The sequence below is a fragment of the Luteimonas aquatica genome, assembly GCF_022662575.1.
GTDB lineage: Bacteria > Pseudomonadota > Gammaproteobacteria > Xanthomonadales > Xanthomonadaceae > Luteimonas > Luteimonas aquatica.
Map to the genome: position 1 here is coordinate 818,246 of NZ_JALBFU010000001.1, position 21,534 is coordinate 839,779.

The 21,534-nt window shown below is 71.2% G+C and carries 24 protein-coding genes; 9 read left to right on the plus strand and 15 right to left on the minus strand.

The genetic code is table 11. The annotated features are described in order from the left end of the window. Positions 1–24: 24 nt before the first annotated feature. Positions 25–1,602, minus strand: a complete 1,578-nt coding sequence (locus MD221_RS03790; protein WP_242107931.1) for a protein adenylyltransferase SelO — start codon at positions 1,600–1,602, stop codon at positions 25–27. A gap of 78 nt (positions 1,603–1,680) precedes the next feature. Continuing rightward, entirely contained in the window at positions 1,681–2,358 is a 678-nt protein-coding gene (locus MD221_RS03795) for a glutathione S-transferase (RefSeq protein ID WP_242107932.1), read from the minus strand. A gap of 227 nt (positions 2,359–2,585) precedes the next feature. Between MD221_RS03795 and MD221_RS03800 the strand changes: the two genes are divergently transcribed. Both MD221_RS03800 and MD221_RS03805 read left to right on the plus strand, forming a co-directional pair. Continuing rightward, positions 2,586–4,448 (plus strand): DEAD/DEAH box helicase, encoded by a 1,863-nt coding sequence (locus MD221_RS03800; RefSeq protein ID WP_242107933.1) that lies wholly within the window; start codon positions 2,586–2,588, stop codon positions 4,446–4,448. Between the two features lie 39 nt (positions 4,449–4,487). Beyond that, positions 4,488–5,243 carry a type 1 glutamine amidotransferase gene (locus tag MD221_RS03805; protein WP_242107934.1) on the plus strand — a complete coding sequence of 252 codons (756 nt, stop codon included), beginning with the start codon at positions 4,488–4,490 and terminating at the stop codon, positions 5,241–5,243. 45 nt (positions 5,244–5,288) lie between these two features. Here MD221_RS03805 and MD221_RS03810 read toward each other — a convergent pair whose 3' ends face one another. Further along, positions 5,289–5,456, minus strand: coding sequence for a hypothetical protein (locus MD221_RS03810; RefSeq protein ID WP_242107935.1), 168 nt, complete (start codon positions 5,454–5,456; stop codon positions 5,289–5,291). Between the two features lie 22 nt (positions 5,457–5,478). Next, positions 5,479–6,240, minus strand: coding sequence for a sulfurtransferase (locus MD221_RS03815; RefSeq protein ID WP_242107936.1), 762 nt, complete (start codon positions 6,238–6,240; stop codon positions 5,479–5,481). Between the two features lie 71 nt (positions 6,241–6,311). On the opposite strand from MD221_RS03815, the gene MD221_RS03820 reads away from it, so the two are divergent. Then, positions 6,312–6,725 carry an ArsR/SmtB family transcription factor gene (locus MD221_RS03820; RefSeq protein WP_242107937.1) on the plus strand — a complete coding sequence of 138 codons (414 nt, stop codon included), beginning with the start codon at positions 6,312–6,314 and terminating at the stop codon, positions 6,723–6,725. After that, positions 6,722–7,357, plus strand: coding sequence for an SRPBCC family protein (locus MD221_RS03825; protein ID WP_242107938.1), 636 nt, complete (start codon positions 6,722–6,724; stop codon positions 7,355–7,357). The genes MD221_RS03820 and MD221_RS03825 overlap by 4 nt, the downstream gene beginning before the upstream one ends. A 55-nt stretch (positions 7,358–7,412) precedes the next feature. Here MD221_RS03825 and MD221_RS03830 read toward each other — a convergent pair whose 3' ends face one another. Then, complete coding sequence (locus MD221_RS03830; protein WP_242107939.1) at positions 7,413–8,720, minus strand: MFS transporter; 1,308 nt, start codon at positions 8,718–8,720, stop codon at positions 7,413–7,415. Between the two features lie 97 nt (positions 8,721–8,817). Here MD221_RS03830 and MD221_RS03835 point away from each other — a divergent pair, with 97 nt between their 5' ends. Beyond that, on the plus strand, positions 8,818–10,095 hold the full coding sequence (locus tag MD221_RS03835) for a TIGR03862 family flavoprotein (protein ID WP_242107940.1): 1,278 nt from the start codon (positions 8,818–8,820) through the stop codon (positions 10,093–10,095). A gap of 173 nt (positions 10,096–10,268) precedes the next feature. On the opposite strand, the gene MD221_RS03840 is transcribed toward MD221_RS03835, so the two are convergent. From MD221_RS03840 to MD221_RS03865, 6 genes are all read right to left on the minus strand, one after another. Further along, positions 10,269–10,859 (minus strand): hypothetical protein, encoded by a 591-nt coding sequence (locus tag MD221_RS03840; protein ID WP_242107941.1) that lies wholly within the window; start codon positions 10,857–10,859, stop codon positions 10,269–10,271. A 140-nt stretch (positions 10,860–10,999) separates the two neighbouring features. Continuing rightward, entirely contained in the window at positions 11,000–11,782 is a 783-nt protein-coding gene (locus MD221_RS03845; RefSeq protein ID WP_242107942.1) for a hypothetical protein, read from the minus strand. A 42-nt stretch (positions 11,783–11,824) separates the two neighbouring features. Continuing rightward, entirely contained in the window at positions 11,825–12,190 is a 366-nt protein-coding gene (locus MD221_RS03850) for a DUF6164 family protein (RefSeq protein ID WP_242107943.1), read from the minus strand. A 52-nt stretch (positions 12,191–12,242) separates the two neighbouring features. Further along, entirely contained in the window at positions 12,243–12,884 is a 642-nt protein-coding gene (locus tag MD221_RS03855; RefSeq protein WP_242107944.1) for an HD domain-containing protein, read from the minus strand. After that, positions 12,881–13,594 (minus strand): DUF998 domain-containing protein, encoded by a 714-nt coding sequence (locus tag MD221_RS03860; protein WP_242107945.1) that lies wholly within the window; start codon positions 13,592–13,594, stop codon positions 12,881–12,883. The genes MD221_RS03855 and MD221_RS03860 overlap by 4 nt, the downstream gene beginning before the upstream one ends. A 2-nt stretch (positions 13,595–13,596) precedes the next feature. After that, positions 13,597–14,193 carry a 2'-5' RNA ligase family protein gene (locus MD221_RS03865; protein ID WP_242107946.1) on the minus strand — a complete coding sequence of 199 codons (597 nt, stop codon included), beginning with the start codon at positions 14,191–14,193 and terminating at the stop codon, positions 13,597–13,599. A gap of 153 nt (positions 14,194–14,346) precedes the next feature. Between MD221_RS03865 and gpmA the strand changes: the two genes are divergently transcribed. Beyond that, positions 14,347–15,096: a 2,3-diphosphoglycerate-dependent phosphoglycerate mutase gene (gene gpmA, locus MD221_RS03870; protein ID WP_242107948.1), complete on the plus strand. Its 750-nt coding sequence runs from the start codon at positions 14,347–14,349 to the stop codon at positions 15,094–15,096. A gap of 9 nt (positions 15,097–15,105) precedes the next feature. Here gpmA and MD221_RS03875 read toward each other — a convergent pair whose 3' ends face one another. Beyond that, positions 15,106–16,374 (minus strand): MFS transporter, encoded by a 1,269-nt coding sequence (locus MD221_RS03875; protein ID WP_277928876.1) that lies wholly within the window; start codon positions 16,372–16,374, stop codon positions 15,106–15,108. Positions 16,375–16,505: 131 nt separating this feature from the next. Here MD221_RS03875 and MD221_RS03880 point away from each other — a divergent pair, with 131 nt between their 5' ends. Together MD221_RS03880 and MD221_RS03885 are read left to right on the plus strand one after the other, a co-directional pair. Beyond that, entirely contained in the window at positions 16,506–17,282 is a 777-nt protein-coding gene (locus MD221_RS03880) for an AraC family transcriptional regulator (RefSeq protein WP_242107950.1), read from the plus strand. Between the two features lie 176 nt (positions 17,283–17,458). Further along, a complete protein-coding gene (locus tag MD221_RS03885) occupies positions 17,459–18,658 on the plus strand; it encodes a tetratricopeptide repeat protein (protein WP_242107953.1) in 1,200 nt (399 codons plus the stop codon). On the opposite strand, the gene MD221_RS03890 is transcribed toward MD221_RS03885, so the two are convergent. Further along, the gene (locus MD221_RS03890) at positions 18,647–20,095 is read right to left on the minus strand and encodes a DUF2867 domain-containing protein (protein ID WP_242107956.1); all 1,449 of its coding nucleotides are present in this window, start codon (positions 20,093–20,095) and stop codon (positions 18,647–18,649) included. The genes MD221_RS03885 and MD221_RS03890 overlap by 12 nt on opposite strands. Positions 20,096–20,168: 73 nt before the next feature. Next, the gene (locus MD221_RS03895) at positions 20,169–20,489 is read right to left on the minus strand and encodes a metalloregulator ArsR/SmtB family transcription factor (RefSeq protein WP_242107958.1); all 321 of its coding nucleotides are present in this window, start codon (positions 20,487–20,489) and stop codon (positions 20,169–20,171) included. A 220-nt stretch (positions 20,490–20,709) separates the two neighbouring features. On the opposite strand from MD221_RS03895, the gene MD221_RS03900 reads away from it, so the two are divergent. Beyond that, positions 20,710–21,204: a VOC family protein gene (locus MD221_RS03900; RefSeq protein ID WP_242107960.1), complete on the plus strand. Its 495-nt coding sequence runs from the start codon at positions 20,710–20,712 to the stop codon at positions 21,202–21,204. Positions 21,205–21,249: 45 nt separating this feature from the next. On the opposite strand, the gene MD221_RS03905 is transcribed toward MD221_RS03900, so the two are convergent. After that, positions 21,250–21,516 carry a DksA/TraR family C4-type zinc finger protein gene (locus tag MD221_RS03905; RefSeq protein WP_242107962.1) on the minus strand — a complete coding sequence of 89 codons (267 nt, stop codon included), beginning with the start codon at positions 21,514–21,516 and terminating at the stop codon, positions 21,250–21,252. Positions 21,517–21,534: the final 18 nt, after the last annotated feature.

A 21,534-nucleotide genomic window follows, 5' to 3' on the forward strand; every position in this document is an offset into this window, starting at 1 on the left:
CTTGGCCCGGATCGCTCTTGCGGATCAGGAACTGCAGGACAGCATCGAGCATCCCGCCCGTGTCCGCGCCCAGTCCGGCCGCTTGCGCGCGAAGGCCTCGCGCCCCGGCTGCTCCTCGTAGGGCCGGCGCATCACCTCCAGCCATTCGGCGATGCCGGCCTCGTCCCCCGCCTCGGCGCGGTCGATGGCCTGCTGCGCCAGGTAATTGCGCGGCACGTAGCACGGATTGGCCGCGTCCATGCGCGTCCGGCGCCGTGCGGAATCCAGCGCATCCTCGCCCAGGCGCGCGGCGTAGCGCCGCAGCCAGTCCTGGAACGCCGCCGCGGCCGCGTCGCGCTTGGACGGGTCGTAGAAGGCCTCGTCCAGCGGATCGAGCGACGGCGCCGCGGGCTCCAGCCGCGCCAACCGGCGGAAGAAGATCGTCATGTCGACCTCGGCCTCGTGCAGCAGCCGGTGCAGGTCGCGGATCAGTTCGACGTCCTCGTCGCGGCATTCGGCCAGGCCGAGCTTGCGCGCGGTGTTGTCGCGGTCGGCGGCGGTATAGGCGGCGGCGAAGCGGTCCAGTCCCGCCTGCAGCGGCTCGGTCGAGCCGAACAGCGGCGACAGCGCCTGCGCCAGGCGCATCAGGTTCCAGTGCGCGATCCTCGGCTGCCAGCCGAAGCGGTAGCGGCGGCCATGGGCGTCGGTGGTGTTCGGCGTCCAGTCCGGGTCGTAGTCGTCGATCCAGCCGTAGGGGCCGTAGTCGATGGTCAGGCCGAGGATCGACATGTTGTCGGTGTTCATCACCCCGTGCACGAACCCCACGCGCATCCAGTGCGCGACCATCGCCGCGGTGCGCTCGCAGACCTCGGCGAACCAGTCGCCGTAGCGGCTTTCGTCGGATCCGGCGCCGATTCCGCGCGCGGCCAGGTGGGGGAAATCGCGGCGCAGGGTGAAATCGGCCAGCTGTTTCAGCAGTGCCGCGTCGCCGCGCGAGAACGGCAGCTCGAAATGGCCGAAGCGGAGGAAGGACGGCGCGGCCCGGCACACGATCGCGCCCGGCTCGGGACGCGGATGGCCGTCGTAGAACATGTCCCGCTCCACCTGTTCGCCGCTGGCCACCAGCGACAGTGCGCGCGTGGTGGGCACGCCGAGGTGGTGCATCGCCTCGCTGCACAGGAATTCGCGGATCGAGGAACGCAGCACCGCGCGCCCGTCGGCGCTGCGCGAGTACGGCGTGGGCCCGGCGCCCTTGAGCTGCAGTTCCCAACGCGCGCCGTCGGCGGCCACCGCCTCGCCCAGCGAGATCGCGCGCCCGTCGCCGAGCTGCCCCGCCCAATGCCCGAACTGGTGGCCGCCGTAGTTGGCCGCGTAAGGCTGCATTCCGGGCTGCAGGGCGTTGCCGCCGAAGACGGCGGCGAAGTCGGGGCTCGCCAGGTCGTCCTCGTCGAAACCGAGCGCGGCCGCCATCTCGGCCGAATACGCGATCAGCCGCGGCGCCGCCACCGGCGTCGGATCGACGCGCGACCACAGCGCGCCGTGCACCTGGCGCACGCGCGGCCCGGACTCGGGATCGCCGGGCAACTCGCGGAGGAAGGCGTTATCGAAGCGGAGGGCGCGCATGCCCCCTACATGCCGTCGCCGCGGCGGCAACACAAGCCCGGGAGGGCGCGATGCCGATCCCGAAGCGTCGCCAGCCGCTCAGGCCAACGCATAGGGCCCGCCCTGCTCCAGCGCCCGCCGATAGGCCGGACGGGCATGGATGCGCTCCAGGAACGCCGCCAGGTTCGGACGCGGCCGGTCGCGCGCGCGCGCCGCGGCGGCCTCGACCGGGAAGCTCATCTGGATATCGGCGGCGGTGAAGCGGTCGCCGGCGAACCAGGCGCGCCGGCCGAGTTCGTCCTCCATGTAGTCCAGGTGCAGCTTCAGCTGCGGGCCGACGAAGGCGGCCATCGCCTTGTCGGCGATGCCGCGCGCCACCGGCTTGGCGAAGAACGGCATCGGCGCGCCGCGGATGCGCGAGAACACCAGGCTCAGCAGCAGCGGCGGCATCGCCGAGCCTTCGGCGTAGTGCAGCCAGTAGCGGTAGCGCAGGCGCTCGTCCGCGTCCTGCGGTTGCGGCGGCGGCGAGAAGCGGTGCGCGGTGTCGTAGCGCTCGACCAGCGTCTCGATGATCGCCGCCGACTCGGCCAGCACCTTGCCGTCCACCTCCACCACCGGCGACTTCCCCAGCGGATGGATCGCGCGCAGCTCGGGCGGCGCCAGCATGGTCTTCGGATCGCGCTGGTAGCGGATCACCTCGTAGGGCAGTTCCAGTTCCTCCAGCAGCCACAGCACGCGCTGCGAGCGGGAGTTGTTGAGGTGGTGGACCTGGATCATGGCTGCCCTCGCGGTCGGAGCCGGCATGGTAGCGGGCCAGGGCGGCGCAATGGGACGACGCGGATCGCCCGCGGCGGCGCTCTTGCCGCCCGGAACGGGCCGGGCGCGCGGTCGCGAGGGCCCGGCGCACGCGTCCCGGCGCGGACACTGACGCCATACTCAGGTACCGGCGCGTAAACTGTGGGCTTCGCCGGCGCGGACCGGCATCATCACCGGACAACCACGACATGAGCGACCAGGCCGCCACGCCTGCTGCGGCGGGCTTCGCCGGCCTCGGGCTTCCCGAGGGGCTGCTGCGCGCCCTGGCCGCGGTCGGCTACGAGTCGCCCTCGCCGATCCAGGCCGCCACCATCCCGCCGCTGCTGGCCGGCCGCGACGTGCTCGGCCAAGCGCAGACCGGCACCGGCAAGACCGCCGCCTTCGCCCTGCCGATCCTGGCCGGCATCGACCCCGACCAGGGCAAGCCGCAGGCGCTGGTGCTCGCGCCCACGCGCGAACTGGCGATCCAGGTCGCCGAGGCCTTCCAGAAGTACGCCGCCCACCTGCCCGGCTTCCACGTGCTGCCGATCTACGGCGGCCAGGGCTACGGCCCGCAGTTGGGCGCGCTCAAGCGCGGCGTGCAGGTCGTGGTCGGCACGCCGGGGCGGGTCATCGACCATCTCGAGCGCGGCTCGCTCGACCTGTCGCAGCTGCGCACGCTGGTGCTGGACGAGGCCGACGAGATGCTGCGCATGGGCTTCATCGACGACGTCGAGGCGGTGCTGAAGAAGACCCCCGACACGCGCCAGGTGGCGCTGTTCTCGGCGACCATGCCGGCGCCGATCCGGCGCATCGCGCAGACCTATCTGCGCGATCCGGTCGAGATCGCGATCAAGTCCACCACCACCACCGCCGCCAACATCCGCCAGCGCTACTGGGCGGTGAGCGGCCTGCACAAGCTCGACGCCCTCACCCGCATCCTGGAGGCCGAGCCCTTCGACGCCATGATCGTGTTCGCGCGCACCAAGCTTGGCACCGAGGAGCTGGCCGAGAAGCTGTCCGCGCGCGGCCTGGCCGCCGCCGCGATCAACGGCGACATGGACCAGAAGCAGCGCGAGAAGACCATCCAGCAGCTCAAGGACGGCCGCATCGACGTGCTGGTGGCCACCGACGTGGCCGCGCGCGGCCTGGACGTGGAACGCATCAGCCACGTCCTCAACTACGACATCCCCTACGACACCGAAAGCTACGTGCACCGCATCGGCCGCACCGGCCGCGCGGGCCGCGCCGGCGAGGCGATCCTGTTCGTCACCCCGCGCGAGCGCGGCATGCTGCGCGCGATCGAGCGCGCCACGCGCCAGCCGATCGAGCCGATGGCCCTGCCCAGCGTGGAGACGGTGAACGAACGCCGCGTCTCCCGCTTCCTGGACAGGATCGGCACGGCGCTGGAGAGCGAGGGCCTGCACGTCTTCCGCGACCTGGTCGCCCGCTTCGAGAACGAGCGCAACGTGCCCGCGATCGAGATCGCGGCCGCGCTGGCGAAACTGGTGCAGGGCGAATCGCCGCTGCTGCTGAACGCCCCGGACGAGCGCAGGGAGCGCGATGCCGAACCGCGCCGGACGCGCGATCGCGGACCCGAGGCGCCGCGCCGCCGCGATGCCGACGCCGACGGGCCGCCGCGCCGCCGCGCCGAACCGCGCGCCTTCGCCGACGAGGCCGCGCCGCCCGAGCGCCCGCGTCCCGAGCGCGGCGAGGCCGGGCCCACCGGCGACTTCCCGATGGAAACCTTCCGCATCGAGGTCGGCCATGCCCACGGCGTGCAGCCGGGCAACATCGTCGGCGCCATCGCCAACGAGGCGGAACTGGAAAGCCGCTATATCGGCCGCATCGACATCCGCGACGACTACAGCCTGGTCGATCTCCCGGAAGGCATGCCGCGCGAGCTGCTGGAACACCTCAAGCGCGTGCGCGTCGCCGGCCAGCCGCTGCGCATGCGCCGCGCCGAGGCGGCCGACACCGGCCCCGCCCCGTTCCGCGGCAAGCGTCCCTTCGCCGGCAAGCCGCCGCGCAAGCCGCCGGGCGGCAAGCCCCACGCCAGGAAACCGCGCTAGCCTTCCGGACCGGGTGCGCGGCAAGGCTAGAATCGGCCGATGTCCCGACTCCTGGTCTTCCAACACGTCGCCGCCGAGCCGCTCGGCACGCTCGACCCGCTGATCCGCGGCCGCGGCCACCGCATCCGCTTCGCCAATTTCGAACGCGAGCCGGACGCGCAGCCGACCATCGAGCGCTACCGCGGCCTGATCGTGCTGGGCGGACCGATGAACGTCGAGGACCGGGCGCTGCGCCCGCACCTGATGACCGAGCTGCGCGCCATCGAGCGCATGCTCGCGCTGGGCCGCCCGGTGCTGGGCATCTGCCTGGGCGCGCAACTGCTGGCGCACGTGCTCGGCGCGCCGGTGTGCCGGCAGGCGAGGCCGGAGATCGGCTGGTACCAGCTGCGCACCACCGCCGCCGGACGCGCCGATCCGGTGCTGTCCCCGCTGGGCGAGCAAGCGCCGGTGTTCCAATGGCACGCCTGCCGCTTCGAGGTGCCCGACAGCGCGGTGCACCTGGCCGCCACCGAGCATTGCCCGCCGCAGGCCTTCCGCTGGGGCGAGCACGCCTACGGCTTCCAGTTCCACTTGGAGATGGACCAGCCGCTGATCGAGCGCTGGCTGGCCACGCCCGCCTATCGCGACGAACTGGCGGCCTCGGGCCTGCCGCACGACGCCGAGGCGATCCGCGCCCAGACCCGCGCGCACATCGCGGCGATGCAGCTGCAGGCCGATCGCGTGTTCAACAATTTCCTCGATCTCGTCGGACGTCCGCAGAAGCGCTACACCCTGCCCTCGCGCGAGTTCGCCTGATCCCTTCGTGCAAGGTCGCCTGCGCCGGATGCGTCCGCCTGCGCGTCAGGCGGCGAACAGCTCCATCAGCGGCGGCCAGCCGACCAGCGGCGCCACGACCCAGTAGGCGGCGGCGATCACCACGCCCCACATGGCCACTTTCAGCAGGAAACTGACCACCTTGAAGGCCAGGTAGAGTCCCACGATCAGGACGAGTACGCCGACCCAGCTCATGATGTCCAATCCGGTATCCGATTCATGCCTGCCCGTTCTCCCTTGCCGCCATCGTAGCGCACAGCGGCCGCAGCTCGGGATCCAGGGCGACGCGCTCGTCGAACACGAAGCAGCGGCCGTCGTAGCCGTAGCCGCCCACCTCCTCGAAATAGCCGAGGATGCCGCCGTCGAGCTGCAGCACGTTGTCCATGCCCTCTGCGCGCATCCACAGCGCCGCCTTCTCGCAGCGCACGCCGCCGGTGCAGAAGCTCACCACGGTGGCGTCGGCGAGCGCCGGGCGATGCGGCGCCAGCGCTTCCGGCAGGTCGGTGAAATTGTCGATCGGCAGCGCGAGCGCGCCGGCGAAGCTGCCGTGGCCGACCTCCTCGCGGTTGCGCGTGTCCAGCAGCACCAGGCGCCGGCCGTCGTCGTCGCGGCCCTGGGCGATCCAGCGCGCCAGATCGCGCGGCGCCACCGCCGGCGCCCGGCCTGCCAGGGGCGAGGCGCCGTCGCGGCGGAAAGCGATGATCTCCGGCTTCACCTTCACCTTCAGCCGCGCGAACGGCTGCGCGGCGCTGCGGCTGTATTTCACGCGTAGTCCGGCGAAGCGCGCGTCCATGCGCAGCGCCCGCAGGAAGTCGGCGATCGCGTCGTCCTCCCCGGCGAGGAACAGGTTGAGGCCCTCCGGCGCGACCAGCACGGTGCCCAGCAGGCCGTTGCGCCGCGCCGACGCGGACAGCGTGGCGGCCAGCGACTCCGGGGAATCGACCTCGACGAAGTGGTAGACGGCGATATTGGTGACCATGCGCGCATTCTACGGCGTCGATATTTTACCGAACGGTTGACATTCATCCGGTTGCGGGTATATTCAACCATATGGATGAATATCAGCCCTCCCGCCCCGCCGCCGACGCCGTCCTGGACGAGGTCTTCGCCGCCCTGTCCGACCGTACCCGCCGCGAGATGCTGGCCCGCCTGAGCCGCGGCCAGTGCAGCGTCGGCGAGCTCGCCGCACCGTTCTCGATGTCGCTGGCGGCCGCGTCCAAGCACATCCGCGTGCTGGAGGACGCCGGGCTGGTGCGCCGCGAAGTGCTGGGCCGCACGCACCGCGTGCGCCTGCACGCGCAGCCCCTGCACGCGGGCATGGAATGGATCCGCCACTACGAACGCTTCTGGCATGGGCGCCTGGACGCCCTGGAAGCGCTGCTGCGCGCCGAGGACGCCGCCGCGCCCACCCGCGCATCCAAGCCGCGATCGCCCGACCCCGCGAAGAAGAAGAAACGACGATGAATGGCCGCCTCGCCTCCTCGCGTCCCTACCCGAGCCACGTGCTCCCGCATCCGCTGCCCACCACCAAGGATTTCCGCATGAACGCTGATTTCGACCGCAACGCAGCCGTCCGCACCGCCCCCGACGCCGTGCGCATCGAGCGCACCCTGCCCGGCCCCATCGAACGCGTCTGGGCCTACCTGACCGAGGACGAGAAGCTCGGCCAGTGGCTCGCCTCCGGCATCATCGAGCCGCGCGTGGGCGGCAAGGTCGAACTGCTGTTCCTGCATTCGCGCCTGTCCGACGAGCCCGGCCCCGCGCCGGCGCGCTACGCCGACATGGAACCGAACGGCTATCGCCACCGCTCCCGCGTCACCGCCTGGGATCCGCCGCGCGTGCTCGCCTACACCTGGGGCGAGCAGGACGACGCTTCCGAAGTGCGTTTCGAATTGAACGAGCGCGGCGACGACGTGCTGCTCACGGTGACGCATGCCCGCCTGCCGAACCATGGCGAGCTGGTCGGCGTGTCCGGCGGCTGGCACGCGCACCTGGACGTGCTCGCCGATCGCCTGCACGGACGCGCGCCGCCGAACTTCTGGAAGCGGCACGCGCCGCTGGACGCCGAGTACCAGAAGCGCTTCGCTGCCGGTTGATATCCATCCCTGCATCGGCGTCCGCGACGCATGCGCGGACGCCGGCGCAGCGCGGCTAGGCCTGCTCGCCCAGCGGCAATTGCTCGCGCGCGCCGGCCGATTTCGGAATGGCCAGCAGCGCCAGCAGCGTCAGCACCGCCGCCGCCGACAGGTAGTAGCCCACGTACTGCAGGCCGTAGTGCTTGGCCAGCCAGGTCGCCGCGTAGGGCGCCAGCGAGGCGCCGAGGATGCCGGCGAAGTTGAACGCCAGCGAGGCGCCGGTGTAGCGCACCTCGGTCGGGAACAGGTCCGACAGGATCGTGCCCAGCGGACCGTAGGTCAGGCCCATCGCCGCCAGTCCCAGCGCCAGGAACAGCAGCACGCCCAGCGCGCTGCCGGAGGCGAACAGCGGCGCGAAGCACAGGCCGAACACGATGATGGCCGCCGTCGACCAGAGCATCGCCGCGCGCCGGCCGTGGCGGTCGGCGTACAGGGCCGAGAGCGGGATGGTGGCGGCGAAGAACAGCACCGCCACCATCTGCAGCAGCAGGAACTGCTCGCGCGCATAGCCCAGCGACGAGGTGCCCCAGCTCAGCGCGAACACCGTCATCAGGTAGAACAGCACGAACGTGGCCATCGCCGCGAACGTGCCGACCAGCAGCATGCGCGGATGCCGCGTCAGCACCGTCAGCATCGGCACGCGCACCCGCGCCTGGCTGGCCAGCACGCGGCGGAAGTCCGGCGTCTCCTCGATGCGCAGCCGCACCCACAGCCCCACCAGCACCAGCACCGCGCTGGCCCAGAACGGCACGCGCCAGCCCCAGGCGAAGAACCGCGCGTCGTCCATCAATTCGGTCAGCAGCAGGAACACCCCGCTCGACAGCAGGAAGCCGATCGGCGCGCCGAGCTGGGGGAACATGCCGTACCAGGCGCGCTTGCCCGGCGGCGCGTTCTCGGTGGCCAGCAGCACCGCCCCGCCCCATTCCCCGCCCAGCCCCAGCCCCTGGCCGAAGCGGCACAGCGCCAGCAGCAGCGGCGCGGCCACGCCGATCTGCGTATAGGTCGGCAGCAGGCCGATCGCCACCGTCGACAGGCCCATCGTCAGCAGCGCCGCCACCAGCGTCGCCTTGCGGCCGATGCGGTCGCCGAAATGGCCGAACAGCGCCGAGCCGACCGGCCGCGCGAAGAACGCCAGCGCGAAGGTCGCCAGCGACTGCAGCGTCGAGGACGCCGGATCGCCGGCCGGAAAGAACAGCGTCGGGAACACCAGCACCGCCGCGGTGGCGTAGATGTAGAAATCGAAGAACTCGATGGTGGTGCCTATCAGGCTGGCGAAGAGGATGCGTCCCGCGGAATTGCGGGGAGCGGCGGCGACGGGAGGCATGCGAGACGTCCGCGTGGAGGGCCGGGCGATCATGACAGAAGGCGCCCGGGCCGCGCATGCCTTCCGCCGCCGCGGGCCTTTCTCTACCCTGTCGCCGATGATCGCCTTCCCGCCCGGCGCGGCCCCCTCCTCGCATGCGCAAGCGCTCGCCGTCGTCGGCGGCGGCCCGGCCGGATTGATGGCGGCCGAAACCGCGCGCGCGGCCGGCCTCGAGGTCGACCTGTACGACGCCAAGGGATCGGTCGGACGCAAGTTCCTGATCGCCGGCAAGGGCGGCCTCAACCTCACCCACTCCGAACCCATGCCCGCCTTCGCCCGCCGCTATCGCGAGCGCGAGGACGCGGTCGCGGACTGGTTGCGCGGGTTCGGCGCCGAGGACCTGCGCGCCTGGGCGCGCGGGCTGGGCGTGGAGACCTTCGTCGGCAGTTCCGGCCGCGTGTTCCCGGCCGACCTCAAGGCCGCGCCGCTGCTGCGCGGCTGGGTGCGGCGCCTGCGCGACCAGGGCGTGCGCTTCCACGTCCAGCATCGCTGGCTGGGATGGAGCGACGATGGCGCGCTGCGCTTCGCCACGCCCGAGGGCGAACGCGAGGTCCGCGCCGGAGCGAGCGTGCTCGCGCTCGGCGGCGGCAGCTGGCCGGAGCTCGGCTCCGACGGCGCCTGGACCGGGGCGCTGCGCGCGCGCGGCATCGAACTGGCGCCGCTGGCGCCGGCCAACTGCGGATTCGACATCGGCTGGAGCGCGCATTTCGCCGAGCGCCACGCCGGCATGCCGCTGAAGCCGGTGATCGCGCACTGGCGCGACGCGGGTGGTGCGGAACACGCGCTGCAGGGCGAGTGCGTGATCACCGCCGGGGGCATCGAAGGCAGTCTGGTCTACGCGCTCTCGGCGGAGCTGCGCGAGGCCATTGCCCGCGACGGCGTCGCGCTGCTGCACCTGGACATCGCTCCGGGACGCGAACGCGCGCGCTTGCGGGAGGCGTTGGCCAGGCCGCGCGGACGCCGTAGCGCCAGCGAACACCTGCGCCGGCAGACCGGCCTGGACGGCGTCAAGGCCGCGCTGCTGTACGAGACGCTGGGGCGCGGCGGACTGGACGATCCCGCGCTGGTCGCCGCCGCCGTCAAGCGGCTGCCGCTGCGGCTGCGCGGCGCGCGGCCGATCGCCGAGGCGATCAGCAGCGCCGGCGGCGTGCGCCTGGAAGCGCTGGACGAGGAATTGATGCTGCGCGCGATGCCCGGCGTGTTCTGTGCGGGCGAGATGCTCGACTGGGAAGCGCCGACCGGCGGCTATCTGCTCACTGCCTGCTTCGCCAGCGGCCATCGCGCCGGCCAGGCCGCCGCGCGGTGGTTGCGGCAGTCGGATGCGCCCGCCGCATAGGCGTCATCGTTGCGGGCACGTGCCGCATATGGCTTCCTGCATCGCCTCACGCTTCGCCATTCCGGCAAAGGCACCGAATAGCGGCCTCGAACCGTAGCGGCAAGGGAGTCGAGCCGCGCGCGGCGACTCGGCACGGCGCTCCGCCTACCTGCCGCCGCAACGCGGCCCAGGCGTCACTTCTTCTTCGAGAAATAATGCGTCGACGCGCACAGCTTCACGTCCTGCGCCGCCGCCGCCGGCAGCGTGGTGCCGCTGAGCGCGATCAGCTTCACCACTTCGTCCTCGCCGTCCATGACCTTGGCCAGCGCGAGATAGCTGGCATCGGCGGTGCTGCCGCAGAACGCGTTGCCCGGCATCTTGCCGGGCGCGGTCTGCTGCACGATGTGGCGCAGTTCGACCTGCTGGCGCGGCTCGATCATCATCGCATCGGCATAGCGCTGGTTGGGCGCGAACTGGTCGTCGCCGCTGACCAGGGCTACGCGCTCGGTGACGAAGCTGGCGCCGTTGGCGCCGGTGATCTTGCCGTCCTCGATCTTGACCGCGCCGGTGCTGGCCTCGCCGACCGGATCGCCCGGCTGGAAATCGCCTAGCACCACCGGCTGCAGCGTCGGCGGCGCCGCGCGCTCGTAGGTGGCCGTGCTCGGATCCGGCTCGGGCACCGACGGCGGCGCCGGCGCCGGCGCGGACGGCGCCTGGGCGGCCTCCGGCGCCTTGGGCGGCGGCTCCGGCGTGCAGGCGGCCGCCAGCGCGAGGGTCGCCGTCAATGCGGCGAGCGGGAGAATCCTGCGAACACGGTCACAACTCATTACGTAAATCCCCGGTCAATTCTGTCCAAACGCGACATCATAAGCATCGATCGTTCAACAAACGTTAGGTTTGGACGGCGCCGGAGCGGCGCTTTCGCCTACAGCTCCGGGGTGGTGTCGCGCAGGATGCGCAGGCTTTCCTCGCGCACCGGGTCCTGTTCCTCGGCCGGCTTGTCCTTGGCCGCATCGGGCTTCGCGTCCTCGTCCTTCTTCTGCGCGTCCTGCGCGTCCGGTCCGTTCTCGGCGACCGGTGCCGCGCGGCAATTGCGGGCCAGCATCTCCGAGGGCTCCCGGCCGCGGAAATCCACCTGCAGATCGACGACCACGTCCGGCTTTTCCTCCGGCTTGTCGCTCAGCGTCCGCACCGCCTCGCAAACGGCATCGATGGTCGCCTGGCTGCGGTGCTCGGGCGTATCCACGATCACATACAGATTGACGCGATCGAGCCAGGCCAGCGAACGCACGCCGCCCACTTTCCAGGCCGCCGCACGCGCGGCCTCGTAGGCGTCCACGCGCCCGGGATCGACGAAGCGCATCGACTTGCGGAAATCCTCCTGCAGGCCGTCGATCTGCTTCTGCGTCGCCACCTCGTCGCCGCGCTGCATCGCCTCGTGCAGCGCCGCCATGCGCGCGGCGCGCGTGACTACCGGGTCGGGCGGCGCGGGCTTGGGCGGCGGCGGTGGCGGCGGCTTGACCACGGGCGCGGGTTTGGGCGGCGGCGGCTTTTGCGCGGAGAACTTGTGATAGAGGCGATAGCCGCCCCAGCCCGCCACGGCCGCCACCACTACCAGCACCGCCATCCACGCGCCGCTGCGCTGGCGGCGTCGAAACGCCTTGCGATCGGGAAATTCGACCTTGCGCTGTTTCCTCAGTTTCGCCATGTGTGCCCTTGCCGGGTCGCATTGCCCGGCCATCCCCCCGCGCTAACGATGCAACAACCAGACCGGCAATACCACCAGTCCCAGCAGGAAGGCGATCGCCAGCAGCGTGAGCAGCACGCGCAGCGGCGAGGCGCGCACGATGTCGGCGAAGGTTTCGGCGGTACCGTCAAGGCGGGCCTGCGCCTGCGCCGCGCGCGCCTGCTCGCGCCGGCGCGCCTGATAATCGGCCATCAGCTGCTTGGCCCGCGTGATGTCCTCGTTACGCTCCACCCAGATGCCGCCATGGGAGATGCCCCAGCGGCTGGGCCGGGTTTCGTACCAGGGGATCTCGGCGGCATCAAGGAAGGCGCGGACCTCGTCGGCCTCGTCCTCCGGCACCATGCGCAGATTCAGCAGCAGCTTGGCCATGGCCGCATCATAGCCCGGGACGCCGGCAGGCACCGTTGCGCGCGCAGGCGCGTCAGCGCTTCTCGTTCACCGCCCGGCGCAGGTTGGCGCGCGCCTGCGCGTCGAACCGCTCGTGGAAGAATGCGCTCAGATAGATGCGCGGCTTGCCCAGCAGCGCCTTGAGGAAGCGGCGGCGATTGAGCCTGAACAGCCAGCCCGGCACGTGGCCGCGGTATTCGGCGGCGATGCCGCGGTCGTAGGCGTCGAAGGCCGCCGGCGGTGCGCCCAGGATCGCCATGTCGCAATCGAGGAAATGCCGGGTATCGTCGCCGCGCGCGTCGCGCGGAAAATCCTCGGGCGCGAACTGGCCGTGGCGCGCCGTCAGCGCGATCAGCTCGGCCACGCGCGCGGACTCCACGCCGGCATGCGGCATCCAGCGCGCGATCTCCGCCGTCGCCAGCTCGGCCGAGCGGGTTTCGTTGTCCTTGCGGCCGGCCTCGTAGACCGCGTCGTGGTAGAGCACCGCCAGCTGCACTTCCAGCGGCTGCGCCCAGCCCGGCCCCTCGGCGACGGACGCGCAATGGCGCATCACCTCGCCGACGTGGCCGAAGTTGTGGTACGCCCGCGCCGGCCGCGCGTAGGCGGCCTGCAGTGCCGACCATTGCTCCGGCGCCAACCGCGCCGCGAGCGTCTGCATCGCCGCATCCTCGCTCATCTCGCGCCCTTCCCCGCCGCTCCGGGACGCATCGCGGGCCTGGCCTGCCACAGCCACGCACCGGCCATCGACAGCCAGCACACGATCATCGCGATCACCACTTTCTGCGTCAGCCCGCGCGGAGCGCTGCGCCACAGCGACAGCACCCAGATCGCCGCGAAGCACGCCAGCGCCAGGCAGAAGGCCAACGCGAAGCGCGCGCCCCAGCGCGGATCGCCGCGGAAGCGCCAGGCCTGCAACAGCATCGCCGTGGTCGTCCAGAGGAAGGCCGCCTGCGCGGCGGTACCATGGACCCATCCCTCGAAGGTCGGCGCCCGGCCCGGCACGTTGGTGTGCGCGAACGCGGTCACCGCCAGCGCGGCGGCGGCCATCGCGAACACCAGGACCGGTGCGGCGCTGCGCGCGGCGGGCGCGAGCGCACCGTACAGCCCCGCCGACAGCACGATCATGCCGACGCCCAGCAGGCAATACGCCGCCTGCAGCCAGGGGCCGTACGGCCCGATCAGGTAGAAGCTCAACGGCGTGCGCACCCAGTCCAGGTCGGCGCGCGCGAACTGCAACGCCAGCGCGGCCGCCGCGAACAGCAGCACGGCGGCCAGCGCGCCGATGGCGCAGACGCGCAGCGCGCGATCGGCGGGCACGGGGGTTGCCGCGACCGCGTGCGTTTTCGCGCGCGCCCGTACCGCCTGCCCTTGCTCGGTCTCGTGCATGCCTATCTCCGCAACGTCCAGCTCGCCAGGGGCTCGTAGCACGGAGCGCCGGCGAGACCGCGCAGCAAATGCAGCTCCCGCACGCGCCAGCCGACCGGATCGATCGCCTGCGGCGCGGGCAGGCGCTCATCGTAAAGCAGGGTCAGATGCGGCACGAACGCGTGACGGGTGTCGCTCTTCACGCCCGCCGCCGCCAGCCGCGCGGCCAGCGCCTCGTACAGCGAGACCAAGGCGCGCGTGCCCGCCGCGCCGCCGCGCAGCACCAGCGGGCGCCGTCCGCGCCCCGCGCCGAAGCCGGCGATGCCGTCGAACGCCAGGTCGAACGCGTCCGCGTCCAGCGCATCTCCCGCACGCCTGGCGCCCGCCACCAGGTCCGCGGGCAGTCCGGCGAATTCGCCCAGGTATTGCAAGGTGACGTGCAGGCGTTCCGGCGCGATCGCCTGGCCGCGCAAGCCGTGCCCGGCGCGCAGGGCCTGCACCAGCGCGGCGATCTTCCCCCGTGCCTCGGCATCCGGCATTACCGCGAAAAACAGGCTGCCGACGGGATCGGGAGGACCGAATCCAGCCAACGTCGGCTGTTCACCCGATTTGCCGTTCACCAGACCGCTCCAATGCCATGCTCTCGACTGCCGTGCCCTCGACGTTGCCGCTGACGCGGATTATCCGCGATCCGGACCGCGGCGGCGACGCGACCGGCCACAACGCGACCGGCTACAATCCGCGCCGTCCATCGCGATCCGCGGAGCCCTGTTGTGACCCATCGCCTCGTGTTACTGCGCCACGGCCAAAGCCAGTGGAACCTGGAAAACCGCTTCACCGGCTGGGTCGACGTCGACCTCACCGAGCAGGGCCGCCGCGAAGCCGCCAACGCCGGCCAGTTGATGCGCGAGGAAGGGCTGCAGTTCGATGTCGCGCACACCTCCGTGCTCAAGCGCGCGATCCATACGCTGCAGGGCGCCTTGCAGGTGATGGACCAGGACTGGCTGCCGGTGTTCAAGAGCTGGCGCTTGAACGAGCGCCACTATGGCGCCCTGCAAGGCCTCGACAAGGCCGAGACTGCGGCCAGGCACGGCGAGGAGCAGGTCAAGATCTGGCGCCGCTCCTACGATATTCCGCCGCCGCCGATGCCGGCCGAGGATCCGGGCCATCCGATGCACGACCGCCGCTACGCCGGCCTCGACCGCCGGGTGCTGCCGGCCACCGAATCGCTCGCCACCACGCTCGATCGCGTGCTGCCCTACTGGCACGACGCCATCGCCCCGCAGCTCAAGTCCGGGCGCACGGTGCTGGTCACCGCGCACGGCAACTCGCTGCGCGCGCTGTACAAGTACCTCAACGCCGTCTCCGACGCCGACATCCTCGAGCTCAACATCCCGACCGGCATCCCGCTGCTGTTCGAGCTGGACGAGCAGCTGGGCGTGCGCTCGTTCCGCTATCTTGGCGATCCCGAAGCCGCCAGGCGCGCGGCCGAGGCCGTGGCCAACCAGGGCAAGGCGAAGTAATCCCGCCCCTCACGCGCGCGCCGGCTCGCGCCTTCCCGCGTGCTCGTGTTGTCCGCGCAGATCCGGCAGCCAGAGCGCGATCACGCCGATCAGCGGCAGGTAGGCGCAGACCTGATAGACGAAGCCGATGCCGCGCGCGTCGGCGAGCTGGCCGAGCAGCGCCGCGCCGATGCCGCCCATGCCGAAGGCGAAGCCGAAGAACAATCCCGAGACCATGCCCACGCGCCCGGGCAGCAGTTCCTGCGCGTAGACCAGGATCGCCGAGAACGCCGACGCCAGGATCAGGCCGATCACTACGCTCAGCACGCCGGTCCAGAACAGGTTGGCGTGCGGCAGCAGCAGGGTGAACGGCGCCGCGCCCAGGATCGAGATCCAGATCACCCACTTGCGGCCGATGCGGTCGCCGATCGGCCCGCCGATCAGCGCGCCCGCCGCCACCGCGGCGAGGAACACGAACAGGTGCGCCTGCGCGCTCTGCACCGACACGCCAAAGGTGTGGATCAGGTAAAAGGTGTAGTAATTGCTGAGGCTGGCGACGTAGAAGTACTTGGAAAACACCAGCGTGCCGAGGATCAGCAGCGCGACGGCGACGCGGCGACGCGACAGCGTCTCACCCGCGCCATGCCTGGCGGCCGGCTTGCCGCGCGCGACGTGATGCCGGGCGTACCAGCGCCCGACCTGCACCAGTACCGCGATCGCCAGCAGCGCCGCCAGCGAGAACCAGGCCACGCTGCCGCGGCCGTGCGGCACGATGATCCAGGCCGCCAGCAGCGGCCCCAGCGAGGCGCCGGCGTTGCCGCCGACCTGGAACAGCGACTGCGCCAATCCGTGCCGCCCGCCGGAGGCCATGCGCGCCACGCGCGAGGACTCAGGGTGAAAGATCGAGGAGCCGGTGCCGACCAGCGCGGCCGCCAGCAACAGCAGGCCGAAGTTCGGCGCCGACGCCAGCAGCAGCAATCCGCACAAGGTAAAGCCCATGCCGACCGGCAGCGAGTACGGCAGCGGCCGCCGGTCGGTGTACGTGCCCACCAGCGGCTGCAGGATCGACGCGGTGAGCTGGTACACCAGCGAGATCAATCCGATCTGCGCGAAACTCAACGCAAACCCGCTCTTGAGCAAGGGATAGATCGCCTGGATCAGCGACTGGATCATGTCGTTGAGCAGGTGCGAGAAGCTGATCGCGCCCAGCACCACGAACGCAGTACGCTCCTCTACGGCACGCTCCTCGGCGGATAGCGGCGGCGCGGCGAGCGCGACGTCTTCGACACGGGTCTGCATGGCGCAACGCTCCAACGGGGGGACCGCCTTGCCACGGCGGCCGCGCCACTCTAGAGTGGCCGGAGCAGGCCCATACGAATCGATGGGCCAATTTCTGTCGAATCCGGGCCAACGGCCCGGGAACCGCCCCCATGCGCCAGACCCGCATCGATTCCTACGAAGACATCCCGCGCGACGTCCTCGCCACGGGCAACGAGTACCCGCCGCACTTCGTGTTGCCGGCGCATTCGCACAAGCGCGGGCAACTGCTCTACGCCTCGGCCGGCGTGGTCACCGCCATCACCGACGAGGGCAGCTGGGTGGTGCCGCCGCGGCGCGCGCTGTGGATCCCGCCCGGCATCGCCCACGAGGTGCGCATGAGCGGCAAGGTGTCCACGCGCAGCGCCTACGTGCGCGCCGACGCCGCGCGGGCCGCCGGACTGCCGGCGCGCTGCCGCGTCATCGCCGTCTCGGCCCTGCTCCATGCGCTGCTGCTGGAGGCGGTCGACCTGCCGACCGAGTACGCGCTGGACGGGCGCGACGGACGGGTGATGGCGCTGCTGCTCGACGAGATCGCGGCGATGCCGGCACTGGCGCTCAACACGCCGCTGCCGCGCGATCCGCGCCTGGCGCGCCTGTGCCGCGCGCTGATGGAGGCGCCGGCACTGGAGATCGATATCGACATGATGGCGCACAAGGCCGGCATGAGCCGGCGCAGCTTCACGCGCCTGTTCCGCCAGCAGACCGGCATGAGCTTCGCGCTCTGGCGCCAGCAGGCCTGCCTGCTCGCGGCGCTGACGCGGCTGGGCCTGGGCGACTCGATCACCCAGGTCGCCGCCGACCTCGGCTACAGCGGCGCCAGCGCCTTCACCGCCGCCTTCCGCCGCGCCCTGGGCGCCTCGCCCAGCCGCTACCTGCACGGCGCCTGAGAACGCCGCGCCGGACCGCCGGCGTTGCGGCAAGCGACGCGGCACTCGCCCTTTCCGGACATTGTCTTCGGCGCCGCCGGCATCGCCGGACCAGGCCGTCCGCCCCTTGCGCCGGCGCCCGCGCAAAGGGATAGACTCGGCACGGCGACATCGCCTCCACCGACGGAGGATTTCCCATGATTTCCCGCATCGCCCCGGCCCTGCTGGCCGCCGCCGCATTGGGATGCTGTCTTGGCGCGCACGCCGCGACCGCCGCGTCCACCGGCGTCGGCCCGTTCTCGCAGACCCGCCCGCTTGCCGCGCCCACCGAGGCGCTGGCCATGCCGGCCAACGCGGCGCAGGCCGACGCCTTGCCCAGCCCGCAGCAGATCATGGCGGTGCCGCCGGAACTGCTGGCGCAATTGCACGAGAACGTGACCAGCAAGAGCTATTCGCGCGAGAAGCGCATGAAGCTGCTGGTCGAGTTCGTCTTCAGCAAGCGCGGGATGGGACTCGAGTACGACGCCTCGGTCACGCGCACCGTCGCCGAGACCTTCCGCGACCGCAAGGGCAATTGCCTGTCCTTCACCCTGCTGTTCGTGGCGCTGGCGCGCGAGGCCGGCATCACCGCCTACGTGCAGGAAGTGGGCCAGGCGCTGTCCTGGTACCAGGAGAACAACACGCTCTACAACGCCGGCCACGTCAACGTCGGCATCGAGTTCGGCACCGACAAGGGCACCATCGACCTGGACCGCAATATCCTGATCTCGCGCGGCGGCCCCAAGCGCATTTCCGACAAGCGCGCGCTGTCGCACTTCTACAACAACCGCGGTTCCGAACTCATGGAGGACGGGCGGATCGCCGACGCCAAGGCGCACCTGGACACCGCCCTCGCCTACGACCCGGGCTTCTCCCCTGCCTGGAACAACCTCGGCGTGCTGCGCGCGCGCGACGGCCAGCGTGCGCTGGCCGAACGCGACTACCTGGCGGCGCTGCGCCGCGACACCTCCTATGCGCCGGCGCTGTCGAACCTGGTCAACTTGTACCGCGCCGCCGGCGACCAGGCCAGGACCGACCAATACATGCGCAAGCTGCAGCGGGCGCAGTACGGCGACCCGTTCTACCAGTTCCTGCAGGCCGACCAGGCCGAGAGGAACGGCGACTACGCGCTCGCCGCCACGCACTACCGCCGCGCCATCCGCCTCTACGACAAGGTGCATCAGTTCCACTTCGGACTGGCGCGCGTGTCCTTCCTCACCGGCGACACGCAGCGCGCGCAACGCGAGCTCGGCCGCGCGCTGGCACTCAGCAGCGAGGATGCGATCCTGCGCAACCGCTACCAGGCCAAGCTGGACAGCCTGCGGCGCTGGTCCAAGGCCGCCGCGCTAGCGCACTGACGCGACGCAGGCCAACGGGCCCGCATTCGCCGGCGCGCCCTCGCGCCGCGGCGCCTCGCGCAGCCGCGTGACCGCGTGGTCCACGGCCAGGCGCAGCATGGTCGGCGCGATGTAGCCGCGGTGCATGCGGTCGATCGCCGCCATGTACAGGCGCCCGAACAGGTTGCGGGTACGCACGCGCGTGCCCATCGTGCACAGCAGGCGCCCGTCCGCCACGCGCTCCACGCCGACGCAGGTACGGAACACCAGGTGCTTGTCGTCCGCGCCCAGGATCACCTGTGCGCGCATGTCGCCCTCCACCCGCTGCGCCAGCACCGGGTGGCGGCCGGCGAAGCGGTTGCGCGATTCGGTGGCGAGCAGCGAGGACGCCGGGCAGCCCAGCGGCGAGGTGCGCAATCCGAGCGGACGCACCAGGACATTGCGGAACGCCATCAGCTGCGACACGCCCAGCGGCCGGTTTTCCAGGAATCCCTCCAGCACCGCGGCCAGGACGGTCGCGGCCGGCATGCCGGCCAGTTCGTCCGCGGCGATGGCCAGCGCGAACGTGTCTTCCTGGGTGTGCTTGCCGTCCAGCTGTTCGTACAGCATCGAGCCTGCCGGCGGCGCGGCCAGCGCTTCCGCCAGCCGCCCGCCGCCGTTGTCGGCGAGGAAGCCGCTGGGCCCGCGCCAGCGGCTCCAGGCGCCGCGCGCGCGGCCCAGCACGCCGCGCGTGCGCGCGCACAGCCGCGCCAGCGGCGAGGCCGGCGCGGCGTCGAGCGAGAGCGCATGGGTCGGCACGCGCAAGGCGTCGAAGCTCCCGTCGCGCAGCAAGTCGAGCACCGCCTGCGGCAGTACTTCGGTCAGGGCCGGGATGTCGGCGCGGTTGTCGATCACCTGCTGGCGCAGCGCCGGGGCCAGGTCGCCGCCGAGTTCGTTGGTATGGCAGGACAGCGCGAACATCGCCGGATGCGCCGAGCGCGCGCGCAGCGGCAGGAACTGGTGCCAGGTGCCGCCGCCGAAGCGCACGGTGAACAGGCAGTCCGGCGGGATCTCGACATGGTGCAGCGCCGCGACGAAGCGGCGCGGGTCGCTGGCGATCTCCTCCGACGAGGCGGTCGAGAAGCGCAACTGCGTCCCGGCGCTGCCGGAGATCGCGGTGAACACGCGATGGCCGGCATGGCGGTGGAAGGGATGGCCGTTGACGCCCACCGTGAAGGAGTACAGCGAGGTCGCGTCGCCGTTGTCGAGGTCGACGCCGCCCAGGCGCGCCGAGGGCTCGTCGAGCTCGTCGATGAAGGCCTCGTGCCCGCGCTGGCGCGCCGACGCGTCCTCGATCAGCTGGTCGCCGCCGCCGTGACCCAGCTGCGCGATCAGCGAAACCTCGATCGGCAGGCCGCCGGCCCGCGGGCGGATGCGCACGCTGGGAAACGTGCGGATGGCTTTGGTGGTCGTCAACATCTGTCCCCTCCTTCCTTGCCCGGCCGAGCGGTGCGCCGGTCTGCTTTGCCCGGACCGCGATGTTTCCGCGCGATCAATCCGCCGGTTGCGCCTTGCCGCGTGCCCGCGCCCGGCTCTCGCGCTTGAGCGGCCTGGCGACCGGACACACTTCCGCCGCCCAGGCGAACAAGGTGTTGGTCAGCCGTTCTGGCACGAGGCGGAAATAGACGAACTGGCCGCGCTTCTCGCGCGACACCAGACCCGCTTCCTCGAGGATGCGCAGGTGCCCGGAGAGCGCCGGCTTGCTGAAGTCGAAGCGGGCGCCGATCTCGCCGGCGGTCAGCTCGCCCTCGTTGAGATAGGCCAGGATCTTGCGACGGGCGGTGGAAGCCAGGGCTTCGAAGACGCGTTCCATGGCAGTTCTTTAATTAAGAAATTACTTAATTATTTATCTCATGAAGCGACGCCTGTCAACCGGAACGTGCGATGGCGCGCGATTGGCCTGAACTGTTCAGTATTTGACCGCCCTGCTGTCGATCCCGCCCGATCCCATTCGTCGGGATACCAGGAGTGCGGCATCGGACCCCGCCGGGTCCGGTTCCCGCTCCATTTCCATCCCAAACCGGAGCATCCCGATGGCCATCGCACAACGCATCTCCCCCTTCCTGTGGTTCGACGGCCAGGCCGAGGAAGCCGTCGCCTACTACGTCGAAACCTTCGACAACGCCAGGATCCTCACCACCACGCGCTACAACGAGGAAGGCGCCCGCGCGTCCGGCCAGCCGGAAGGCTCGGTGATGGTCGTGGCCTTCGAGCTCGACGGCCAGCGCTTCAGCGCCATCAACGGCGGCCCCCACTTCAAATTCAACGAAGCGGTGTCGTTCGTGGTGAACTGCGAGACGCAGGCCGAAGTGGACCGCTACTGGGACCGCCTGTCCGCAGGCGGCGACGAACGCGCGCAACAATGCGGCTGGCTCAAGGACAGGTTCGGCCTGTCGTGGCAGATCGTGCCCAGGCAGGTGGGCGAGCTGCTCAGCGATCCCGATGTGGAAAAGGGACGACGCGCCATGGCCGCGATCCTGCGGATGAAGAAGATCGATATCGCCGCGCTCGAGCGGGCGGCGGGATGAGCCGCCACGCGCGGGAAGCATGCCCCGCGCGACGCTCCGGGCGTCTCAACGCAGCTGGCTGTCCTTGCTGCCGCGCCGGTTGTAGCCGCCTTGCGCGGCCTGTTCCTGGTCGCGCACTTCCTGGCAGGCAATACACAGGCGCACGCCGGGCATGGCCTGGCGCCGCGCCTCGGGGATCTCGGCGTCGCATTCCTCGCAATGGCGCAGCCCAGGCCCTTGCGGCAGCTGGCTGCGCGCGCGCTTGATCGCGTCCTTCACGGTCGCGTCGATCTGGTCCTGCACGGCGCCGTCGCCGGCCCAGCCGGTGGCCATGGGAACTCCCGAAAACTG